This is a genomic window from Streptomyces sp. UG1 (genome assembly GCF_049974585.1).
Lineage (GTDB): Bacteria > Actinomycetota > Actinomycetes > Streptomycetales > Streptomycetaceae > Streptomyces.
On record NZ_JBNGGG010000011.1, the window covers coordinates 209,914 to 230,166 of the forward strand.

Here is a 20,253-nt window from a genome sequence, read left to right on the forward strand (position 1 = left end):
GGTCAGTGCCTCAGTGCCGACCCGCTCGCTTCGTGAGCACCGCCAGCTCCGCCGGAATCACCATCTCCACCACCTGGGACACGGCGGCGGGCGGCAGCCCCGTCCGCTCGGCGACCACTCTCGCGACCGGCCCGGCCTCCTCGGCCAGCACCCCGGCCATCAGACCGCCGGTCGCGAAGCCCCCCAGCGTGACGATGCCGGTGAGCGGCGCGTCATGCGGGGTCGCGACCGTCTCGGCCTCTGAGGACAGGGCCGACACCGTCGTACAGACCATCTCCCTGGCGCCCGCGTCGTCCGTGCCCAGCAGTTCCGCGATGTCCACGATCCGGTCGTCGCCGAGTTCGCCGAGCACGTCGTCCTGGAGCGATGTGAGGGGGTTCTCGTCTACCTCTTGCATGTCTGTAACGCTACTTCTGCCCGGATTTCCCGGCACGCCGGCGTGGAAAAAAGATCTTGCGGAGAACGTACAACCCTTCCCGCACCCCGCGGGTCGTACCAGGCGTCAGGACTCTTGGAGGGGGATCTGGGGGGATCGCGGGGGTCCTGACGGGAGGGGAAAACGCGAGGGGCCCGGTCGACGGACCGGGCCCCTCGAAACGTTCGCCACATTCGCCGCGTTCGCTCAGAAGAACACCCCGCAGCGCAGCAGCACATTCGCGTACGGCCGTGCCTCCCCCGTCCGCACCACCAGCCGCGCCCCGGCCGACAGCTCCTTGAGCCGCTCGTGCGGGACCAGCTCCAGGCCGGGAAACTCCGCCTCCAGCAGCGCGGCCGCCGCCGGATTGGCCTGGTGGATCTCCTTCGCCGCCGTCGCGCCCTCCACCACCAGCTCGGCCAGCAGACCGTCCAGCACGACGGCGAACGACGGCACCCCGGCCCGGAAGGCCAGGTCGACGACCCGGGGGCCGTCGGGTATCGGCATCCCCGCGTCGCACACCAGCACACCGTCGCCGTGGCCCAGCTCGGCGAGGGCACCGGACAGGTGCCGGTTCAGGATTCCGGCACGCTTCACTGAGCCCCACCTCGCGAGGACATGCCGGGCGAGCTGTCCGACCCTCTGCCGGGGGTCCGGCCCGCGGCGGAGCCGCTGTCGGATGCCGCGTCCCCCGGATCAGCACAGCACAGGGCCTCGACCTCCGCCGCCGTCGGGAAGGAGGCCTGCGCGCCCTCCCGGGTCACGGCCGCCGCCCCGACGCGGGCCGCGTACGCCGCCGCCTCGGTCAGGGACGCGCCTCTCCCGAGCCGCCAGGCCAGTGCGGCCGTGAACGCGTCGCCCGCGCCGGTCGTGTCCACCGCGTCCACCTTCACCGGCGCCACCCGCGTCACGCCCTGCGCCGAGGCCACCAGCGCGCCCTCGGCGCCCAGGGTCACGACCACCGAGCGGGGGCCCTTGGCCAGCAGGATCCGGGCCCGGTCCTCGGGACTCCCGCCCACCGCCGCGTCGCCGAGGATCACCTTCGCCTCGTGCTCGTTGACGATCAGCGGGTCGCAGGCGGCCAGCACCTCCGTCGGCAGCGGGCGCGGCGGGGACGGGTTGAGTACGAAGCGGCTGCCCTCCGCCAGGTTGCGCACCGTCTCCACGACCGTCTCCAGCGGGATCTCCAACTGGGCCGAGACCACCCGCGACGCCTGGAAGAGGCTCGCGGCGGCCCGTACGTCGCCGGGGGTGAGTCCGGCGTTCGCGCCCGGCGAGACCACGATGCTGTTGTCCCCGGACGGGTCCACCGTGATCAGCGCGACGCCGGTCGGCGCGCCGCCGACCAGCACGCCCACGGTGTCGACGCCGGAGGCCCGCTGCGAGTCCAGCAGCAGCCGGCCGTACGCGTCGTCGCCGACCCGGGCCAGCAGAGCCGTACGGGCGCCGAGCCGGGCGGCCGCGACCGCCTGGTTCGCGCCCTTGCCGCCCGGGTGGACGGCCAGATCGGAGCCGAGCACGGTCTCGCCGGCATCCGGCCGGCGCTCCACACCGATCACCAGGTCGGCGTTGGCCGACCCTACGACCAGCAGGTCGTAGTCGTACATGAGATCGCTCCCCTGATTGGTCCCCGTAGCGCCTGAAGGCGTAGTGACTTCAGGCGCCGTTCGCCGATGTCAGCCGGAGAAGCCTGCCACGTTCTCCTTCGTGACCACCTTCACCGGCACCTTCACGGTCTGCTCGACCTTCTCGCCCTGAAGGGCCTTGAGGGCGTTGTCCACCGCGATCCTGCCGAGCTGGGTGGGCTGCTGGGCCACGGACGCGTACAGCGTGCCCGCCTCGACCGCCTTCAGCCCGTCGGGCGTGCCGTCGAAGCCGACCACCGAGACCGACTTGCCGGCCTTGGCGCCCAGCGCCTTGACCGCGCCGAGCGCCATCTCGTCGTTGGCGGCGATGACGCCCTGGACGTCCGGGTGGGCCTGGAGCAGGTTCGACATCACGTCGAGTCCCTTGGTGCGGTCGAAGTCGGCGGGCTGCTGGGCGACGACCTGGATGCCCGGGTAGGCCTTGAGGCCGTTCGCGAAGCCCTGTGCGCGCTCGCGGGCGGCGGAGGTGCCGGCCTGGCCCTGGAGGATCACGATCCTGCCCTTGCCGCCGAGTTTCTCGGCGATCGCCTTGGCGGCCAGCTCCCCGCCGGCGACGTTGTCGGAGGCGACCAGGGCGTCCGTCTTGGCGTTGTTGACGCCGCGGTCGACGGCGATGACCGGGATACCCGCCTTGTCGGCGGCCTTGACGGAATTGCCGGCCGCGTCCGAGTCCACCGGGTTCACGATGATCGCGCCCACGCCCGAACTGGTGAAGTTCTGCAACTGGTTGGCCTGCTGGGAGGCGTCGTTCTGGGCGTCTGTGACGGTCAGGTCCACGCCCAGCTTCTTCGCCTCGGCCTGGGCGCCCGCCCGGATCTGCACGAAGAAGGGGTTGTTGAGGGTCGACAGGGACAGGCCCATCCGCTGGGCGGACGACGCGGAGGAGCCGGTGTGCAGGAAGGAGGTCGCGCCCACGATCGCCACGGTGACGACCGCCGCGAGCGCGTACGTCCCCGCCTGCTTGCCCTTTCCGCCCTGAGAGGTGCCGGAGGCCACCGGGGTCGCCCCCGCCTTGCGGCGCAGCGTGTCGAAGAGCACCGCCAGCGCGATCACGACGCCGATGACGACCTGCTGCCAGAACGCGGACACGTTCAGCAGGTTCAGGCCGTTGCGCAGCACCGCCAGGATCAGCGCGCCGATCAGCGTGCCGGACGCCTTGCCGGTGCCGCCGGCCAGCGAGGCGCCGCCGATGACGACCGCGGCGATCGCGTCCAGCTCGTAGCCGTCGGCGGCCTGGGGCTGCGCGGAGGACAGCCGGGCGGCGAGCACGACACCGGCGACGGCGGCGAACACGCCGGACAGGGCGTAGATGGCGAGCTTCTGCTTCTTCACCCGCAGACCCGACAGCCGGGCCGCCTCCTCGTTGCCGCCGATCGCGTACATCGAGCGGCCGATGTAGGTCCGGCCGAGCACGAACGCGCCGATCAGGCCCATGACGACCATCACGAGCACCGGCACCGGCAGCCAGCCGCCGAGCGTGTCGCCGAGGTGCGAGACGGAGTCGGGGAAGGCGATCGGGGAGCCCTCGGAGATCACCAGCGACAGGCCGCGGGCCACCGAGAGCATCGCGAGCGTCGCGATGAACGGCGGGAGTTTGCCGTACGCGATGAGGAAGCCGTTGACGAGTCCGGCCGCGATGCCGGTCGCGACGGCCAGCAGCACCGCTATGCCGGCCGGCACGCCGTGCGAGGTCGCGCTCCAGGCCAGGACGGTGGCCGACAGGGCGGCGACCGAGCCGACCGACAGGTCGATGCCGGCCGAGACGATGACGAAGGTGACGCCGAAGGCGAGGATGGCGGTCACGGCCGCCTGGACGCCGACGTTCAGCAGGTTGTCGGTGGTCAGGAAGTCGCCCGACAGCGCCGACATGGCGATGACGAGGACGATCAGCGCGGTGAGCGCTCCGTTCTCCAGGAGCAGACGGCGCAGGCCGCCGGCGGCGCCACCGGCGCCCGACGTGCTCTTGAGCGTGTCAGTGGCCACGAGCGGCCTCCTTGTCGGTCGTGGGGTCGGTCTTGGAGCCGGTAGCGGGGCCGGCCGCGGCGTCGGTCGTGGGGCTGCTGACGGCGAGCGCCATCACGGAGTCCTGGGTGGCCTCGTCGGCGGACAGTTCGCCCGCGATCCGGCCCTGGGCCATCACCAGCACCCGGTCGCTCATGCCGAGCACCTCGGGCAGATCGCTGGAGATCATGAGCACGGCGGCACCCGCGGCCGTCAGTTCGTTGATGAGCTGGTAGATCTCGACCTTGGCGCCGACGTCGATCCCGCGCGTGGGCTCGTCGAGGATCAGCACCTTCGTGTTCGCGAGCAGCCACTTCCCGATGACGACCTTCTGCTGGTTGCCGCCGGAGAGCGTGCGCACATGCTGGCCCAGGCCCGCCATCCGCACGCCGAGCTGCTTGGCGATCCGCGCGGCGGCCTCCCGCTGGCCCCTGAGGTCGACGAGCCCCGCGCGCGTGGCGGAACGCAGCGTCACCAGGCCCAGGTTCTCCTCGACGGACGCGTCCAGCACCAGGCCCTGGCCCTTGCGGTCCTCGGGGATCAGCCCGATGCCCGCGGTCATCGCCGCATTGACGTCGTACTTGGCGACCGAGGCGCCGGAGACCTTCACCGTGCCCTTGTCGTACGGGTCGGCGCCGAACACCGCCCGCACCACCTCGGTGCGGCCGGCGCCGACCAGCCCGGCGATGCCGACGACCTCACCGGCGTGCACCGCGAAGGTGACGTCGTGGAAGACGCCGTTCCTGGTCAGCCCCTCGACGGTGAGCAACGCGGCGCCCGCGTCGGCCCGTTCGCGCGGGTACTGCTGCTCGATCGAGCGCCCCACCATGAGCCGTACGAGTTCGCCCTCGGGCGTCGAGGCCGGGACCTGCCCGACGCTCCTGCCGTCCCGGATGACCGTCACCCGGTCTCCCAGGGCGGCGATCTCCTCCAGGTGATGCGTGATGAACACGACCCCCACGCCGTCCTCGCGCAGTGTGCGCACGATCGCGAAGAGCTTGTCGACCTCCTCGGAGGTGAGCACGGCGGTCGGCTCGTCCATGATCAGCACGCGCGCGTTCAGGCTCAGCGCCTTGGCGATCTCGACCATCTGCAGACGCGCGATGCCGAGTTCACGCACGCGCGCGCGTGGCGAGACGCTGACGCCGACCCGCTTCAACAGGACCTCGGCGTCGGCCTCCATCCGCTTCCGGTCGATCATCCCGAAGCGGCGCGGCTGGCGCCCCAGGAAGATGTTCTCGGCGACCGTCAGGTCGGGTACGAGGTTGAACTCCTGGTAGATGGTGGCGATCCCGAGCCGCTCGGAGTCCTGCGCACCGTGGATGCGCACCTCCTCGCCGCCGACGAGGATCCGCCCGGAATCGGGCGTGTAGGCGCCGGAGAGCATCTTGATGAGGGTGCTCTTGCCGGCGCCGTTCTCACCGAGCAGCACATGGACCTCGCCCCGGCGCAGCTCGAAGTCGACGCCGTCCAGCGCGACCACGCCGGGGAAGGTCTTCCTTATGCCCTCGATGCGCAGCAACTCGTCCGGGTCGCTCACGACGTGCTCCTTTGCACTGGGGAGGGGGACTGCGGGGGGGTGGGGGACTGCGGGGGGTGGGGGATTGCGGGAGTGGTGCGGGGGCTACTGGGGTGGTGTGGGGGCTACGGGGGTGATGTGGGCGGCTCGCCGCACGAGCGCCGTACGACAAGGCGGGCAGGGAGGGTGACGGACTCACCGGGCCGCCCCTCGATGCGCTCCACCAGGGCCCGTACGGCGGCCCGGCCCAGCTCGCCCGTCGGCTGGGCGATCGCCGTGACCGGCGGATCGGTGTGCACGAACCACGGGATGTCGTCGAACGCGGCGAGCGCGATGTCCTCGGGAACACGCAGCCCACGCGCGCGTACGGCGTCCAGGGCGCCGAGCGCCATCAGGTTGTCGGCCGCGAACACGACCTCGGGCGGCTCGGGCAGGTCGAGGAAGCCCTCGGTGACCCGCCGCCCGCTCTCGGCCTGGAAGTCGCCCTGGCCTATGTAGGCCTCGGGGAGTTCGAGCCCGTACGCGCCGAGCGCCTCCCGGAAGGCCTCGACCCGCTCGCGTCCGGTCGTGGTGGCGGCGGGCCCGGCGATGATCGCGAGCCGCCGGTGCCCGAGCCCGTGCAGATGCGCCACGAGATCCCGCACCGCGGACTGCCCGTCCGCCCTGACCACCGGCACGTCCACGCCCGGGATCCACCGGTCCACGAACACCATCGGCGTCCCCGCACGCGCGGCGTCCAGCATCAGCGGCGAGCCGCCGTCGGTGGGGGAGACGAGGAGCCCGTCGATACGGCGGTCCAGCAGGTTCCGTACGTGATGGTCCTGGAGGTCCGGCCGCTCGTCGGCGTTGCCGATGATGACGCTGTAGCCGAGCGCACGGGCCTCCTCCTCCACGGAGCGGGCCAGTTCGGTGAAGTACGGGTTCATCACGTCGCTGATCACCAGGCCGAGGGTGTGGGTCTGGTCGGTGCGCAGCGAACGGGCGACGGCGTTCGGGCGGTAGCCCAGCGTCTCGACGGCGGCCAGCACGCGCGTGCGTGCCTCGGCGCTGACCGACGGATGGTCGTTCAGGACACGCGAGACCGTGGCGACCGAGACGCGCGCCTCGGCGGCGACGTCCTTGATGCTCGCCATCGCCGCGCCACCTCCTCGTGGAACTCACAGAACTCGTGGAATCGATTACATCGGCGTACGCAGAGGATTGGAATCGATTACACGAGCTGAGGCAAGGGGGTGGAAGCAGCCGAGACTCAATCGTGACGCCGGATGACGCTCACACCATCCGCTCGTATGTCGCGTCCCGCGATCCCGACCGTCAGGGAGTCGTTGATCGCGGACTACGCGGATCCATGGACCGATGAGCGGGTGGGCCGCTCCTGGCTGGCCCTGGCATGCGCGGCCGACAACCGCTACACCCGCGATCTCGTTCCCGCGCTGCAGCGGTCCACCACGCCCAAGCTTCTGATCTGGGGTGAGGACGACCTCCACGAGAAGGTGGAGTACGCCGAACGGTTCGCCTCAGAGATCCCCCGCACCACGCTCATCCGCATCCCCCATGCGGACCACATCCCCACGGAGAACGCCCCCGACCTAATCGGTCGCGCGCTCGCCGGCTTCTTCACACGTAGCGGCATCAGGACCGCTCAGCTTTGAGGCGGCAGGACTGACCCGTCGGACCCCGCGCCACGAGCGGGGCCCGACGACGACCACCTCTTGGGGAGTCAGGCGACGGTCCACAGCAGTCGTCGATGTGAGGCAGAGGGGACGGATGTCGGGCTACCACCGATCACCGGATCACATGCTCCACGAACAGCTCCGCCGTCTCCGCCAGCACCTCCCGCCCGTCCCGGGCCCACAACCCGTCGTTGAACAGTTCGACCTCGATGGCGCCGCGGTAGCCCGCCGCCTCGACGTGGCCGAGCCACTCCCGCATGTCGATCGCCCCGTCCCCGATCTGACCGCGCCCGGTGAGCACGCCCTCGGGCAGCGGGGTCGTCCAGTCGGCGAGCTGGAAGGTGTGGATACGGCCGCCCGCGCCGGCCCGGGCGATCTGTGCCGGAGCCGTGTCGTCCCACCAGATGTGGTACGTGTCGACCGTGACGCCGACCTGCTGGGCCGGGAAGCGTTCCGCGAGGTCGAGGGCCTGGGACAGGGTGGACACCACGCAGCGGTCGGAGGCGTACATCGGGTGCAGCGGCTCGATGGCCAGCTTCACCCCGCGCTCCTCGGCGTACGGGCCCAGCTCGCCCAGGGCGTCGGCGATCCGCTCCCGCGCCCCGCGCAGGTCCTTGGAGCCGGCCGGCAGGCCGCCGGAGACCAGCACCAGCACGTCCGTACCCAGCGTGGCCGCCTCGTCGACGGCCCGGCGGTTGTCGTCCAGGGCCTTCGACCGCTCGGCCGGGTCGATCGCCGTGAAGAAGCCGCCCCGGCACAGGGTGGTGACCGTCAGGCCGGCGTCGCGCACCAGCTTGGCCGTCGCCTCCAGGCCGTAGGACTGGACGGGCTCGCGCCACAGGCCGACGTTGCCGATGCCCAGCCGACCGCACTCCTCCACCAGTTCGGGCATGGACAGCTGCTTGACGGTCATCTGGTTGATGGAGAAGCGCGCGAGGTCTGCGGTGCTCCCGATGCTGGTGCTCACTGGGCCACTCCGTACAGCGACAGCAGGTTCTTCATCCGCTCTTCCGCCAGCTTCGGGTCCGGGAACAGGCCCAGTCCGTCGGCGAGTTCGTAGGCACGGGCGAAGTGCGGGAGGGAACGGGCCGACTGCAGGCCGCCGACCATGGTGAAGTGCGACTGGTGGCCGGCCAGCCAGGCCAGGAAGACCACGCCCGTCTTGTAGAAGCGGGTCGGCGCCTGGAAGAGGTGGCGGGACAACTCGACCGTCGGATCGAGGAGTTCACGGAAGCCCGCCACGTTGCCCGTGTCCAGGACGCGCACCGCCTGCGCCGCCAGCGGGCCCAGCGGGTCGAAGATGCCCAGCAGGGCGTGGCTGAAGCCCTGCTCGTCGCCCGCGATCAGCTCGGGGTAGTTGAAGTCGTCGCCGGTGTAGCAGCGAACGCCCTGCGGCAGCCGGCGCCGGATGTCGATCTCGCGCTGGGCGTCCAGCAGCGACACCTTGATGCCGTCGACCTTGTCCGGGTGCGCGGCGATGACCTCCAGGAAGGTGTCGGTGGCCGCGTCGAGGTCGGCGGACCCCCAGTAGCCCTCCAGCGCCGGGTCGAACATCGGGCCAAGCCAGTGCAGGATCACCGGCTCGGCGGCCTGGCGCAGGAGGTAGCCGTAGACCTCCAGGTAGTCCTCGGGACCGGAGGCGGCGGCGCACAGGGCGCGGGAGGCCATCAGGATCGCCTGGGCGCCCGACTCCTCCACGACCGCGAGCTGCTCCTCGTAGGCCGCGCGGACCTGCGCGAGCGAACCCGCGGCGATCTGGTCGGTACCGACCCCGCAGGCGATCCGGCCGCCGACCGCCTTGGCCTCGGCGGCGCTGCGCCGGATCAGCTCGGCCGCGCCCGCCCAGTCCAGGCCCATCCCGCGCTGGGCGGTGTCCATGGCCTCGGCGACGCCGAGCCCGTGCGACCACAGGTGGCGGCGGAAGGCGAGGGTGGCGTCCCAGTCGACGGCGGCGGGCGAGTCGGGGGTCGTGTCGGCGTACGGGTCGGCGACGACGTGCGCCGCCGAGAAGACCGTACGGGAGGTGAAGGGCGCGCCCGGGTCGAGGGCGAGGGGTTCGGTGCGGGGCTCGTACGCCCGCAGGCCGCCGTGGGGGTCGGGCAGGTGGATGGTCACAGCGAGATCTCCGGGACGTCGATACGGCGGCCCTCGGCCGAGGACTTCAGGCCCAGCTCGGCGAGCTGGACGCCGCGGGCGCCGGCCAGGAGGTCCCAGTGGTAGGGGGCGTCGGCGTAGACGTGCTTGAGGAACAGCTCCCACTGGGCCTTGAAGCCGTTGTCGAACTCGGCGTTGTCGGGGACCTCCTGCCACTGGTCGCGGAAGACCTCGGTGACCGGGATGTCCGGGTTCCACACCGGCTTGGGTGTGGCGCTGCGGTGCTGGACGCGGCAGTTGCGCAGGCCCGCGACCGCCGAGCCCTCGGTGCCGTCGACCTGGAACTCCACCAGCTCGTCGCGGTTGACGCGGACGGCCCAGGACGAGTTGATCTGGGCGATCGCACCGCCGTCCAGTTCGAAGACGCCGTACGCGGCGTCGTCGGCGGTGGCGTCGTACGGCTTGCCGTTCTCGTCCCAGCGCTGCGGGATGTGGGTGGCGGTGAGGGCCTGGACGGACTTCACGCGGCCGAACAGCTCGTGCAGCACGTACTCCCAGTGCGGGAACATGTCGACGACGATGCCACCGCCGTCCTCGGCGCGGTAATTCCAGGACGGGCGCTGCGCGGCCTGCCAGTCGCCCTCGAAGACCCAGTAGCCGAACTCGCCGCGGATGGAGAGGATCCGGCCGAAGAAGCCCCCGTCGATCAGCCGCTTCAGCTTGAGCAGACCGGGGAGGAAGAGCTTGTCCTGGACGACGCCGTGCTTGATGCCGGCCTCGTTCGCCAGCCGCGCCAGCTCCAGCGCGCCCTCCAGACCGGTGGCCGTCGGCTTCTCGGTGTAGATGTGCTTGCCGGCGGCGATCGCCTTCTTGATCGCCTCCTCGCGGGCGGAGGTGACCTGGGCGTCGAAGTAGATGTCGACGGTCGGGTCGGCGAGGACCGCGTCGACGTCGGTGGAGATGTTCTCCGGGTCCAGGCCGTGCTGCTCGGCGAGCGCCCTGAGGGCGTGCTCGCGGCGGCCGACCAGGATCGGCTCCGGCCACAGCACGGTGCCGTCGCCGAGGTCGAGGCCGCCCTGCTCGCGGATGGCCAGGATGGAGCGGACCAGGTGCTGGCGGTAGCCCATGCGCCCGGTCACACCATTCATGGCGATACGCACCGTCTTGCGTGTCACGTCGTTCCCTTCGTACGCGGGGTCTGCGCCGCGTACGCCCTGTCTTTCACTGGTGAGCGTCACAGCAAGCGCTTTCTATGAGATAAGAAGCTAGCCTCTGAGCAGCGGTCTGGACAAGACCGTGACGAGGTTGAGTTGTTCGAGGGGACGAACAACGGGGGTTTCTCGCCGTAAGGTCTGCTCGACACATTCGGAACCAAGGGCCGCGGACGGCCTGTCTACGAGCACGTATGCGGTGGTACGACGAGATGCGCGACCGGAGGACGACGAGATGACGGTGACCCTGGCGGACGTGGCGGCCCGCGCCCAGGTCTCCCCCGCGACGGTGTCGCGCGTACTGAACGGGAACTACCCCGTGGCCGCCACCACCCGTGAGCGGGTGCTGCGGGCGGTGGACGAGCTGGACTACGTACTCAACGGCCCCGCGAGCGCGCTGGCCGCGGCGACGTCCGATCTGGTCGGCATCCTGGTCAACGACATCGCCGACCCCTTCTTCGGAATCATGGCGAGCGCCATCCAGTCCGAGATCGGCGGGCCGGGCGGCCGCGCGGGCGGCGAGCGGCTCGCGGTGGTCTGCAACACGGGCGGCTCCCCGGAGCGCGAGCTGACGTACCTGACCCTGCTGCAGCGGCAGCGCGCCGCGGCGGTAGTGCTGACCGGCGGCGCCGTCGAGGACGCCCCGCACGCGGCGGCGGTCGCGGCGAAGCTGCGGAAGCTGGCGGAGGCCGGGACCCGGGTGGTGCTGTGCGGGCGGCCGCCGGCGCCGGACACCGGGGCGATCGCGCTGACCTTCGACAACCGCGGCGGCGGCCGCGAACTGACCGAGCACCTGATCGGCCTCGGGCACCGGCGGCTGGGCTACATCGCGGGCCCGGAGGAGCGCACGACCACCCGGCACCGGCTGGAGGGCCACCGGGAGGCGCTGCAGGCGCACGGCATCTCGGAGGACCCGGAGTGGACGGTCCACGGCCGCTACGACCGCCGGTCCGGCTACGAGGCGACGCTGGAACTGCTGCGCCGGGATCCGTCGCTGACCGCTGTGGTGGCTGCCAATGACTCGGTCGCACTGGGGGCGTGTGCGGCGCTGCGCGATTCCGGGCTGCGGATTCCGGACGACGTGTCGGTGGCGGGGTTCGACGACCTTCCGTTCAGCATCGATGCGGTGCCTTCCCTTACGACGGTGAGGTTGCCGTTGGCGGAGGCGGGGGCACGGGCCGGGCGGATCGCCATGGGGCGGGAGGAGCCGCCGCCCGGGGGGATCGCGACGATTCGGGGGGAGCTGATGGTTCGGGGGTCTTCTGGGGGGCCGCGGAAGTAGGGAGCGAGGGGGAGCTGGTACCGCCGCGTCGGTGCCGCACCGGGCTTCGGTGCCGTACCGGGCTTCGGTGCCGGCTCGGGTCGGCATCCCGATCGGCGTCAGTACACGATCGACACGACCTGGCAGGCCGCTTCGGCCAGTTGGCGGTCACCCTCGATACGGGCGCGGGTGAGTGCGGCGGCCGGTTCGATGCCGCGGACGCAGAGGCGCCAGGCGGTCTCCGTGTCCAGATGGAGGAGGGCTGCGGGGCGGTTCGAGGGCTGCTCGGCCAGGGACCAATGCCGCTCGCTGTCGCCGACGGCAGTGGCTGCCCAGGTCCCCCCGACAGGGCCGTCCACATGCACCTGGACCTGTGTGCCGACCGGCGCGGCGGTCGCGCGCAGTGTGTGCGGCAGGGCGCGCAGGAAGGTGTCGAGGACCAGGGAGAGAAACCTCGGGTCGGGGTCGGTGCCCTGGCCGGTGGCGTGGCGGATCTGCTGGCGGTGAGTCCAGTACTCCGTGAACTCCCGAGCACTGTCCAGCCACATCGGCGCCGGGTCGGCCCCGGCCCAGGAGACCCCGAGCGAGGGCGCCATCGGATCGGCGCGCTCGAAGAAGCGCGCGACCTGGCCGCCGATCAGCTCCAGGGTGTCGGTGAGGGCGGCGGGGCTCACCCGGCTGTGGGCGTTGACCCACTCCCCGTTGATTCGGTGGATGTACGCCTCCAGGGTCTCGCCGGGGGCGAAGGCAGGCCCTTCCCTGTGCCCGTCGCGGTCCCGGGCGAGGCGCCCGTAGCAGTCCCCCAGGACGTGCACGGCGACATCCCGCACGCTCCAACCGGGCACCGCTTCCCGACTCCAATCGGCCGGCGCCAGCTTGCGCAGGGTGGCGATCAGGGCGGTGTGCTCGGCGGCGAAGAGGGAGCGGGCGTCGATCGGAGGGCCGAGCCAGGTGTGGTCCGGCGGGTGCGCCGGTTCGGCGTGCTGCGGGTCCATGACCTCAAGACTGCCGTCGGAGAGTTCGGCCTGCCATCGGATATCCCGTCGGCCCGGGAGTGATGGGCAGATCTGTTTCACCGCTGGGTGCGCCTGCCTGCGCGTGAGCTGGGCCTTTTCCCGCCCGGCTGGCACAGATCTGCCCATCACCATCCTCAGGTGCGCCGGGCTCAGGGGCCGATGTGGCCCTGCTGCACCGCGGTGACGAACGCCGTCCAGCCGTCCGCCGAGAAGAGCACGGCCGGGCCGGGGGCGGCCTTGCTGTCGCGGACGGGCACGGTGGCGTGGCCGCGGGCTACTTCGAGGCATTCGCCCTGGTCGCCGCCGCTGTAGCTGGACTTGTACCACCCGGTGAGCGTGGACGAGTCGGAGACCGTGTGCTCACTGCTGACCATCTGCGTGTTCCTCCGCTGCCGCCCTGACGAGGGCCACTGAATCCTGATGCGACAACGCGTCGCTCAGTGCTAGAGCGTAGGCCGTCTGGCTGGCGGCCACCAGCGCCGGGTCGTCCATCAAGTTGCCCGTGAGAAAGCCTTCGACGTAGGCGACCGGGGCGGAATCATCGAAGCTCATGAGCGTGAGCAGGCTCTGCTGGAGCGCGTGCGCCCCAGCACCGTACGGAAGCACATGCAGCCGCAGCCGTCCCGCCTCGGCCATGTCCGCGATCTTGTGCAGCTGTTCGGCCATGACCTGAGGGCCCGCCGACGCGGCGTCGCAGCACGGACTCGTCGAGCAGCGTCCAGATGACCGGATTCAACGGCCCGTCGAGAATCCGGGCACGCTTTGTTCGAATGACAACCGCTTCGTCAAGTTCCTCGGCCGTGTGGTTCGGCCGGTACGCGCGGAACAGGGCACGCGCATAACCGTCGGTCTGGAACATGCCCGGCACCAGCGAGAGCGCGAACAACTGGATCAGCGTGGCCTGTTGTTCCAGTTCGGCCACGGCGGCGAAGTGGTCGGCATACTTCGACTCCAGGTCCTCCAACCAGCGGGCGAAGAACCCGTCGGTCTCGAGTGCCCGGTCGATCCGCTGCGCGTCATCAGGCTTCGGCAGCCGCCTACCCGCCTCGAAGTGGCTGATCAGCGTGGGCGAGCACACCACCTGATCGCCCAGTTCCTCCTGGGTGAGCCCGGCCGCTACCCGGCGCAGTCTCAGCTCCTCTCCGTACTTCTCACGTGCCGTCCGCGGCTTCCGGCGTGCGTCCATCCGGCCAACTCCCTTTCTTGACAGGCGCGATGTCAAGCCCCAACCGCTAGCAGCGTAGCCAGCGATGACCCCACTCTGTGAGTGATTCGCGACAGAGCGCATTCATGAAAGGCAGGCCGACATGCGCAATCTCATCGCCCGGCTCTCGAAGCCGTTCCTGAGACTCCTCCCCCTGACGCACACGCGTCGCCGCCGAACGACGCCTGCCCTTTCCGGGGAGCGCCCATCGGCGTCGCCGTCCGCCGTCCTTGGCGTGGGTCTCGGCTCGGTGGGATTCCCCTACGAGGAGGGCAACAGGTGAGCGGCGTGGGATACGGGGAGTCGGTCGTACGCCTGCTGCCTTGGGCGGGTACCGACGGCAAGTCCTGCTACCTCGTGGGCGACGGCACAGGCTATGTCTCACGTCTCGCGGACCAGATCGAGACTGTTCAGCTCGGCATGGCGGACGACCTCCTCGGTCACGCCGCCGAACTCCTCGCGGAGCGCCGCGTGACCAGCGGAGAACTGCACTACCTTGCCCAACGGCTCAGCGAATGCCTGCGGGACGTCAAGCGTGTCGCGGAGAGCAGGGGGGCACGGCTCGTGCGGACGGAATCGGAGACGGACGCGGATCTGCCGCAGCAGCCGTAACTCACGCACGTCCCCGCTCCCGCTCGGCCCGCTCGGCTGCAAGAGCCGCCTCCTCCACCCGCTCCCGGTGCTTCTCCCACCACGCCCCGTCCCCCGGCGCCATGTTGGAGTCCCCGGTGCGCAACCCCGTGGCTCCATCGGCGAGTTCACGCACGATGTCCGCGTGACCGGCGTGCTGATGAGCCTCGCCGATCATGTGGACGAGGACACGGTGGAGCGTGATGTCGATCGGCGTGTCTCCGGGGATTCGACCGACCGCGTCCAGGGGCAGAGCCTCGATCGTCGCGTCGGCGTGGGCGCAGACGCGGCGGTAATCGTCGACGATCTGCTCCCGTGTCTCGTCGGCGGTCGCCCACAGGTCCGCGTTCGGCTCGGCGGAGTCGCCGGTGATCCAGAGCGGGGGCGCCGGGCAGGGGCGGCCGAAGGTTGCACCGAAGTAGAAAGCCTCCGCGCCGGTCAAGTGCTTGACCAGGCCCAGCAGGTTTGTGCCGGTGGGTGTCATGGGGCGGCGGACGTCGTACTCCGACAGTCCCTCCAGCTTCCAGAGGAGGGTGTCGCGCGCGTCCTGGAGGCCGCGGCGCAGGTCCGCCTTGGGGTCCGATCCGGTCGTCATCGGGGCAGTCTGACCCTGGAGGTGTTCTTGCGTCACCGTCTTTTCCGGGCCGGTGACTTCCCCGGTGCCGACGGCGGCTGGTACATCATCCGGATGAGCAACGGGGGAAGACCAGAGGGCGCCGGACCCATAACACGGCGTGTCGCCGGCTGCTGTCTGGTGCTGCTGATGATTCCGACTGCCCTGGTCTCGTACTTCTGGTACACGGTCTGGCACGCCGACCAGGTGAACAGCGAGCGTCAGCAGGCCGCACTGAACTCCATTCTCCGGCGGGCTCATGAGCAGGCAGACGACGCCAGCCGTGCGCTCACCGAGAGCGGCTCCGGCGCCGATGCCGACACGCTGACCGGGGTGATCTGGCGGCACAGCGAGGCGCCGCTCATCAGCTACGACCCGGCACGTCACCGGTTCACCGCCACCGCGCGCAGGGCCGACTTCTACGACAGCAAGGGGGTGATTCTGGGGAGCGGCTCTGTTCAGATCGCGCGCTGCCTGCGTTTCACCTTCACCCGCGGCTCCGGTTGGGTCTGGACATCCACCGTGGCCGTACGGGACTACAAGGAGTGCCTGCCGGGCACACGGATCGGCAGCTGGGCCGGCACGGCGCGGAGCCGCATCGCGGAGATGAGCACCGTGGAGCTGACGACCGCCGGGGTACAGCGAGCCCTCGACCCCACCGGCAAACTCGGCTACTTCGACGTCAGGAGTGCGGCACGGAAGGGACAAACCGCCACCATCACCGTCCTCATCCACGACACGCACGGTGTGGGCCCCGCGGCCGGGCAGTGCTATCGGTTCGTCCGGGACCTCGGCGGCGAATATGGCGACGACGTGACCGGCGTTCCCCTGAGCACCTGCCCAACGGCCGCTTGAGGTGCCCGCCCTGCCGAATCCCCCGTTCCGCGGACATCACTGGCCCCACCGATGATTTCCGGGCCCCACCCCGGTCTTCACTGCCGTCATCACACGAGCAACATCCGAGCAGCACCCGAGCGCGACAAACAGGAGTGACTCACTCCCATGCGCATCGTCATCACCGAGTTCATCAGCCTCGACGGCGTCGTCCAGGCCCCCGGCGGCCCCGAGGAGGACACAGACGGCGGCTTCGCGCACGGCGGCTGGTCGCACCCGTACTTCGACGAGGAGGTGCTCGGCCCGGCGTTCACCGAAGGGCTGGAGAAGGCCGAGGCGCTGCTGTACGGGCGTCGGACCTACCTGACCATGGCGGGGGCCTGGCCCGAGCGGGCCGGTGCTCCTCCCCCGCAAGCGGGGGGACCCCCAGCCAACCGGTCGCCCGGATCCGTGAGCTGCGCGAGAGCGAGGGCGGTGATCTGGCGATGATGGGCAGCCCGACCCTCGTGCGCACCCTCATCCAGGAGGGGCTGGTCGACGAGCTGCAGCTCGTCGTCATGCCGGTGCTGCTGGGAGGCGGGAAGTCGATCTTCCCGGCGGACGGCGGGAAGCGGCCGTTCGAGCTCGTGTCCACGGTCGGCGGGAAGACGGGCGTACAGGTGTGTGTCTACCGGCCGGCCGCCGAAGGGTAGCCGTGGGGGCGCGGGCGTTCAGGCTCGATCCGACGGTATCTCTGACTGAGTCAAGTATCCTGGGTCAATATCCTGAGTCCACCATCCGGGGGTCGATGCTCATGACCGTCCAGGACATCCGCGCCTTCAACCGCTTCTACACGAACGTCATCGGCGCCCTCGACTACAGCCGCCACCTTTACGCCCCGTACACCCTCACCGAGTCCCGCGTCCTGTACGAGCTCGCGCACTCCCCGCGTACCGACGCGGCCGACCTGCGGGCCGAACTCTCCTTGGATGCGGGGTACTTGAGCAGGATCCTGAACAAGTTCGAGCAGGAAGGGCTCATCGAGCGCACGACCTCCCACCGCGACCCCCGACGACGGCGCGTCACGCTCACCGCGCGCGGCCGGGAGACCGGCAAGCTGCTGGAGGAGCGGTCGAACGAGGCGGTCGGCTCGCTGCTGTCGACGGTGCCGGCGGCCGAACGGCCGCGCCTCGCGGAGGCGATGACGACCGTCCGCACGATCCTGTCCCACGGCCGCCCGCCCCGCCGCGAGGACGTCCTCCTGCGCAAGCCCGGCCCCGGCGACCTCGGCTGGATCGTGCAGCGCAACGCCGCGCTGTACGCCGCCGAGTACGGCTGGAACACCGACTACGAGGGCCTGGTCGCGAGGATCGTCGCCGACTTCGCGGAGGACCACGACCCGCATCTGGAGCGGGTGTGGATCGCCGAGCTGGACGGCCGCCCGGTGGGCTGTGTGATGTGCGTACGGGACGAGGCCCCTGCCACGGCCCGGCTGCGGCTCCTCCTCGTCGAGCCCGACGCCCGCGGCCTCGGCATCGGCGACCGGCTGGTCACCGCGGTCATCGACTTCGCGCGCGGCGTCGGCTACCGAGAGCTGGTCCTGTGGACCAACGACGTCCTGAGCACGGCCCGCCGCATCTACCAGCGCCACGGCTTCGTGCTCGTCGCCGAGAAGCCCCACCGCTCCTTCGGCAAGGACCTGACCGGCCAGGACTGGCGCCTGGACCTGCACGGCACGGCGGAGTGAGACGCGAGGTTGACACGGGGTTCCGGGCCGCCCGCCGGATGGGCGCCGGGTCGTTTCCCTGGCAAGGTGGAGGCATGAAACTGGCGTTCTCCACCCTCGGCGTCCCCGGTCTCCCCCTCCCCGACGTGCTGCGGCTCGCGACCGAGCACGGGTATCACGGCGTGGAACTGCGCACCCACCCGGAGGAACCGGTGCACCCGGGGCTCGGCCCCGCCGAACGGGCCGATGTGGCCGCCGAGTTCAAGGCCGCCGGCATCGAGCTGCTGGGCCTGGCCGGCTACGCCAAGGTCGCCGCGCCCGGGGACGACGGGCCCGTGATCGAGGAGATGCGCACCCTCCTCGACCTCGCCCACGACCTCGGCGCGCCCTTCGTCCGGGTCTTCCCCGGCGCCGACCCCGAGCAGAGCCGGCAGTCGGCGGACGCGGTCGCGGCGCGGCGGCTGGGTACGGCCGCGGAGTACGCCGCCGACCTCGGCGTACGGATCCTGCTGGAGACCCACGACTCGCATCGCACCGCCGCCGACGCGATCCGTGTCCTCGGCCTGGTGGGCCACCGGCACGTCGGCTCGCTGTGGGACGTCATGCACACCTGGCTGGGCGGCGAGCAGCCCTCGGAGAGCTACGCCGCGCTCGCCCCGTACCTCGGCTACGTCCAGGTCAAGGACATCGCCTCCGCCGACGACACGACCCCGCTGCCGCTCGGCGCCGGGGTGCTGCCGCTCGCCGAGTGCGTGGAGGTGCTCTCCCGGCACAACTGGGACGGCTGGCTGTGCTGGGAGTACGAGAAGCGGTGGTACGACGCGGCCGCGCCGCTCGAGGGGCTGCTGGGCGGGGGGCGTGACCATCTGTCGCGGCTGCTGAACGAGTCGGCCTGAGGAGCCCGCGGGCCCCGCGGGCCCTGAGGGGCTTCGGGGCCCGCCCGTAATTCGCTCGCCCCGCGCGCCGCAGGCCGTATAGCGTCCTCGCTCGTGCCCGAGCCCGTTCCCCGCCCCGTCATGCCGTCATGAGCCTCGCCCGTACGTTGATCGACGTACGGCCGTTGCGGACCTCGCCCGTCTTCCGGCGGCTGCTGATCGGGCGGACGGTGTCCGTGCTGGGCAGCTTCATGACCATGGTCACCGTCCTGTACCAGGTGTGGGACCTGACCCACAGCACGGTGTGGAGCGGGGCCGTGGGGCTGGCGCAGGCGCTGCCCATCGTGGGAGTCGGGCTGTTCGCCGGGGCGTGGGTGGACCGGGGCGACCGGCGGCGGATCTTCCTGGTCGCCACCGTCGGGCAGGCGGTGTGCGCGGCGCTGCTCGCGGTGCAGGGCTTCACCGGGGGCGTGCCGGTGACCGGGATCCTGGTGCTGGTGGCGGCCGGGGCCTGCTTCGGCGCGGTCGGCGGGCCGGCGGCGGGCGTGTTCGTGCCGCGGCTGCTGCCGAAGGAGCAGGTGGCGGCCGGGCTGGCCCTCAACCATGCCACCGCCCAGATGATGATGCTGGTGGGCCCGGCGCTGGGCGGGCTGTTCCTCGGCTGGTTCGGCATCGGCGTCTGCTATCTGCTGGACGCGCTGAGCTTCGGTCTCGCCTTCTACGGCGCCTACGGGCTGCCCACGCTGCCGCCCGAGGGCGAGCCCTCGCGGGACGGGCTGCGCGGCGTCCTGGACGGTCTGCGCTTCCTGGCCGGCCACCGGGTGGTGCGCGGCGCGCTGATCACCGACCTCGCGGCCACGGTCCTCGCCATGCCGATCAGCCTGTATCCCCTGATCAACGCCGAGCGCTTCGGCGGCGACCCGCGCACCCTCGGCCTGTTCCTGTCGGCCGTCGCGGTGGGCGGGGTCACGGCGACGGCCCTGTCGGGTTCGGTGACCCGGCTGGGCAGGCCCGGCCTGGTGATGCTGTGCGGGGCGGGGACCTGGGGTGCGGCGCTGGCGCTGTTCGGGCTGATGACCGATCCGTGGGCGGGGCTCGGGCTGCTGGTGGTGGCCGGTGCCGCGGACGCCCTGTCGGTCGTCTCACGCGGCACGATCGTCCAGACCCGCACTCCCGACGCGCTGCTGGGCCGGGTGACCGCAGCGGAGCAGATCGTCGGCCAGGCGGGCCCGCACCTCGGCAACCTGCGCGGCGGCCTGGTCGCCGGCTGGTCCTCCGGGGCGACGGCCCTGGTCACCGGCGGCCTGCTGTGCCTGCTGGCGGTGGCCTATGTGAGCGCCAGCACGCCGGAACTGCGGGCGGGGGCGGCCACGCCGGACGAGCCGTGAGCAGCGCGGTGGGGTCGGGAGCCCGGCCCGGACGAGCAACGAGCAGCGCGGCGAGGGCGAGCCACCAACCCGACCCGACGAGCCACGACCGGCACCACGGGAGCGAGCCACCAACCCGACCCGACGAGCCACGAGCAGCACCACGGGAGCGAGCCACCAACCCGACCC

The 20,253-nt window shown here is 71.2% G+C and carries 19 protein-coding genes and 3 pseudogenes; 9 read left to right on the forward strand and 13 right to left on the reverse strand.

All coding sequences use genetic code 11. The features are described 5' to 3' along the window. Positions 1 to 10: 10 nt before the first annotated feature. The 6 genes from ACP4J3_RS15035 to ACP4J3_RS15060 all read right to left on the reverse strand — a co-directional run bounded on the left by ACP4J3_RS15035 (position 11) and on the right by ACP4J3_RS15060 (position 6,714). Complete coding sequence (locus tag ACP4J3_RS15035) at positions 11 to 397, reverse strand: DUF937 domain-containing protein (protein WP_426534393.1); 387 nt, start codon at positions 395 to 397, stop codon at positions 11 to 13. Between the two features lie 225 nt (positions 398 to 622). Next, the gene (rbsD, locus tag ACP4J3_RS15040) at positions 623 to 1,012 is read right to left on the reverse strand and encodes a D-ribose pyranase (protein ID WP_426534395.1); all 390 of its coding nucleotides are present in this window, start codon (positions 1,010 to 1,012) and stop codon (positions 623 to 625) included. Continuing rightward, on the reverse strand, positions 1,009 to 2,022 hold the full coding sequence (locus ACP4J3_RS15045; protein ID WP_426534397.1) for a ribokinase: 1,014 nt from the start codon (positions 2,020 to 2,022) through the stop codon (positions 1,009 to 1,011). Before ACP4J3_RS15045 ends, rbsD begins: the two co-directional genes overlap by 4 nt. Positions 2,023 to 2,091: 69 nt before the next feature. Continuing rightward, the gene (locus ACP4J3_RS15050; protein ID WP_426534399.1) at positions 2,092 to 4,044 is read right to left on the reverse strand and encodes a substrate-binding domain-containing protein; all 1,953 of its coding nucleotides are present in this window, start codon (positions 4,042 to 4,044) and stop codon (positions 2,092 to 2,094) included. Next, complete coding sequence (locus ACP4J3_RS15055) at positions 4,034 to 5,602, reverse strand: sugar ABC transporter ATP-binding protein (protein WP_426534401.1); 1,569 nt, start codon at positions 5,600 to 5,602, stop codon at positions 4,034 to 4,036. Before ACP4J3_RS15055 ends, ACP4J3_RS15050 begins: the two co-directional genes overlap by 11 nt. 104 nt (positions 5,603 to 5,706) lie before the next feature. Further along, the gene (locus tag ACP4J3_RS15060; RefSeq protein ID WP_426534403.1) at positions 5,707 to 6,714 is read right to left on the reverse strand and encodes a LacI family DNA-binding transcriptional regulator; all 1,008 of its coding nucleotides are present in this window, start codon (positions 6,712 to 6,714) and stop codon (positions 5,707 to 5,709) included. Between the two features lie 156 nt (positions 6,715 to 6,870). Here ACP4J3_RS15060 and ACP4J3_RS15065 point away from each other — a divergent pair, with 156 nt between their 5' ends. Beyond that, positions 6,871 to 7,233 carry an alpha/beta fold hydrolase gene (locus ACP4J3_RS15065; RefSeq protein WP_426534405.1) on the forward strand — a complete coding sequence of 121 codons (363 nt, stop codon included), beginning with the start codon at positions 6,871 to 6,873 and terminating at the stop codon, positions 7,231 to 7,233. Positions 7,234 to 7,366: 133 nt separating this feature from the next. Here ACP4J3_RS15065 and ACP4J3_RS15070 read toward each other — a convergent pair whose 3' ends face one another. From ACP4J3_RS15070 to ACP4J3_RS15080, 3 genes are read right to left on the reverse strand one after another with little or no spacing between them, the layout of a single operon-like run. Beyond that, a complete protein-coding gene (locus ACP4J3_RS15070; RefSeq protein ID WP_426534439.1) occupies positions 7,367 to 8,167 on the reverse strand; it encodes a sugar phosphate isomerase/epimerase family protein in 801 nt (266 codons plus the stop codon). A 50-nt stretch (positions 8,168 to 8,217) separates the two neighbouring features. Continuing rightward, positions 8,218 to 9,369: a dihydrodipicolinate synthase family protein gene (locus tag ACP4J3_RS15075; protein WP_426534407.1), complete on the reverse strand. Its 1,152-nt coding sequence runs from the start codon at positions 9,367 to 9,369 to the stop codon at positions 8,218 to 8,220. Continuing rightward, positions 9,366 to 10,523 (reverse strand): Gfo/Idh/MocA family protein, encoded by a 1,158-nt coding sequence (locus tag ACP4J3_RS15080; protein ID WP_426534409.1) that lies wholly within the window; start codon positions 10,521 to 10,523, stop codon positions 9,366 to 9,368. Before ACP4J3_RS15080 ends, ACP4J3_RS15075 begins: the two co-directional genes overlap by 4 nt. A 271-nt stretch (positions 10,524 to 10,794) precedes the next feature. Between ACP4J3_RS15080 and ACP4J3_RS15085 the strand changes: the two genes are divergently transcribed. Continuing rightward, positions 10,795 to 11,841: a LacI family DNA-binding transcriptional regulator gene (locus tag ACP4J3_RS15085; RefSeq protein WP_426534411.1), complete on the forward strand. Its 1,047-nt coding sequence runs from the start codon at positions 10,795 to 10,797 to the stop codon at positions 11,839 to 11,841. Positions 11,842 to 11,939: 98 nt separating this feature from the next. Here ACP4J3_RS15085 and ACP4J3_RS15090 read toward each other — a convergent pair whose 3' ends face one another. The 3 genes and pseudogenes from ACP4J3_RS15090 to ACP4J3_RS15100 all read right to left on the reverse strand — a co-directional run bounded on the left by ACP4J3_RS15090 (position 11,940) and on the right by ACP4J3_RS15100 (position 14,022). Continuing rightward, on the reverse strand, positions 11,940 to 12,815 hold the full coding sequence (locus tag ACP4J3_RS15090) for a maleylpyruvate isomerase family mycothiol-dependent enzyme (protein ID WP_426534413.1): 876 nt from the start codon (positions 12,813 to 12,815) through the stop codon (positions 11,940 to 11,942). 170 nt (positions 12,816 to 12,985) lie between these two features. Continuing rightward, the gene (locus ACP4J3_RS15095) at positions 12,986 to 13,210 is read right to left on the reverse strand and encodes a DUF397 domain-containing protein (RefSeq protein ID WP_426534415.1); all 225 of its coding nucleotides are present in this window, start codon (positions 13,208 to 13,210) and stop codon (positions 12,986 to 12,988) included. Continuing rightward, a pseudogene (locus ACP4J3_RS15100) lies at positions 13,197 to 14,022 on the reverse strand (helix-turn-helix domain-containing protein). Before ACP4J3_RS15100 ends, ACP4J3_RS15095 begins: the two are co-directional and overlap by 14 nt. 297 nt (positions 14,023 to 14,319) lie before the next feature. Between ACP4J3_RS15100 and ACP4J3_RS15105 the strand changes: the two are divergent. Beyond that, a complete protein-coding gene (locus ACP4J3_RS15105; RefSeq protein ID WP_426534417.1) occupies positions 14,320 to 14,652 on the forward strand; it encodes a hypothetical protein in 333 nt (110 codons plus the stop codon). Between the two features lies 1 nt (position 14,653). On the opposite strand, the gene ACP4J3_RS15110 is transcribed toward ACP4J3_RS15105, so the two are convergent. Beyond that, positions 14,654 to 15,265: a DinB family protein gene (locus ACP4J3_RS15110; protein WP_426534419.1), complete on the reverse strand. Its 612-nt coding sequence runs from the start codon at positions 15,263 to 15,265 to the stop codon at positions 14,654 to 14,656. A 27-nt stretch (positions 15,266 to 15,292) separates the two neighbouring features. Between ACP4J3_RS15110 and ACP4J3_RS15115 the strand changes: the two genes are divergently transcribed. The 6 genes and pseudogenes from ACP4J3_RS15115 to ACP4J3_RS15140 all read left to right on the forward strand — a co-directional run bounded on the left by ACP4J3_RS15115 (position 15,293) and on the right by ACP4J3_RS15140 (position 20,085). Continuing rightward, entirely contained in the window at positions 15,293 to 16,138 is an 846-nt protein-coding gene (locus ACP4J3_RS15115) for a hypothetical protein (RefSeq protein ID WP_426534421.1), read from the forward strand. Between the two features lie 147 nt (positions 16,139 to 16,285). Continuing rightward, positions 16,286 to 16,522: pseudogene (locus ACP4J3_RS15120) on the forward strand (dihydrofolate reductase family protein); the annotation flags it as partial. Between the two features lie 26 nt (positions 16,523 to 16,548). Continuing rightward, positions 16,549 to 16,809, forward strand: a pseudogene (locus ACP4J3_RS15125) (dihydrofolate reductase family protein); the annotation flags it as partial. Between the two features lie 101 nt (positions 16,810 to 16,910). Further along, on the forward strand, positions 16,911 to 17,843 hold the full coding sequence (locus ACP4J3_RS15130; RefSeq protein ID WP_426534441.1) for a bifunctional helix-turn-helix transcriptional regulator/GNAT family N-acetyltransferase: 933 nt from the start codon (positions 16,911 to 16,913) through the stop codon (positions 17,841 to 17,843). A 74-nt stretch (positions 17,844 to 17,917) separates the two neighbouring features. Continuing rightward, entirely contained in the window at positions 17,918 to 18,718 is an 801-nt protein-coding gene (locus tag ACP4J3_RS15135; protein ID WP_426534423.1) for a sugar phosphate isomerase/epimerase family protein, read from the forward strand. A gap of 128 nt (positions 18,719 to 18,846) precedes the next feature. Beyond that, positions 18,847 to 20,085, forward strand: coding sequence for an MFS transporter (locus ACP4J3_RS15140; RefSeq protein ID WP_426534425.1), 1,239 nt, complete (start codon positions 18,847 to 18,849; stop codon positions 20,083 to 20,085). Positions 20,086 to 20,253: the final 168 nt, after the last annotated feature.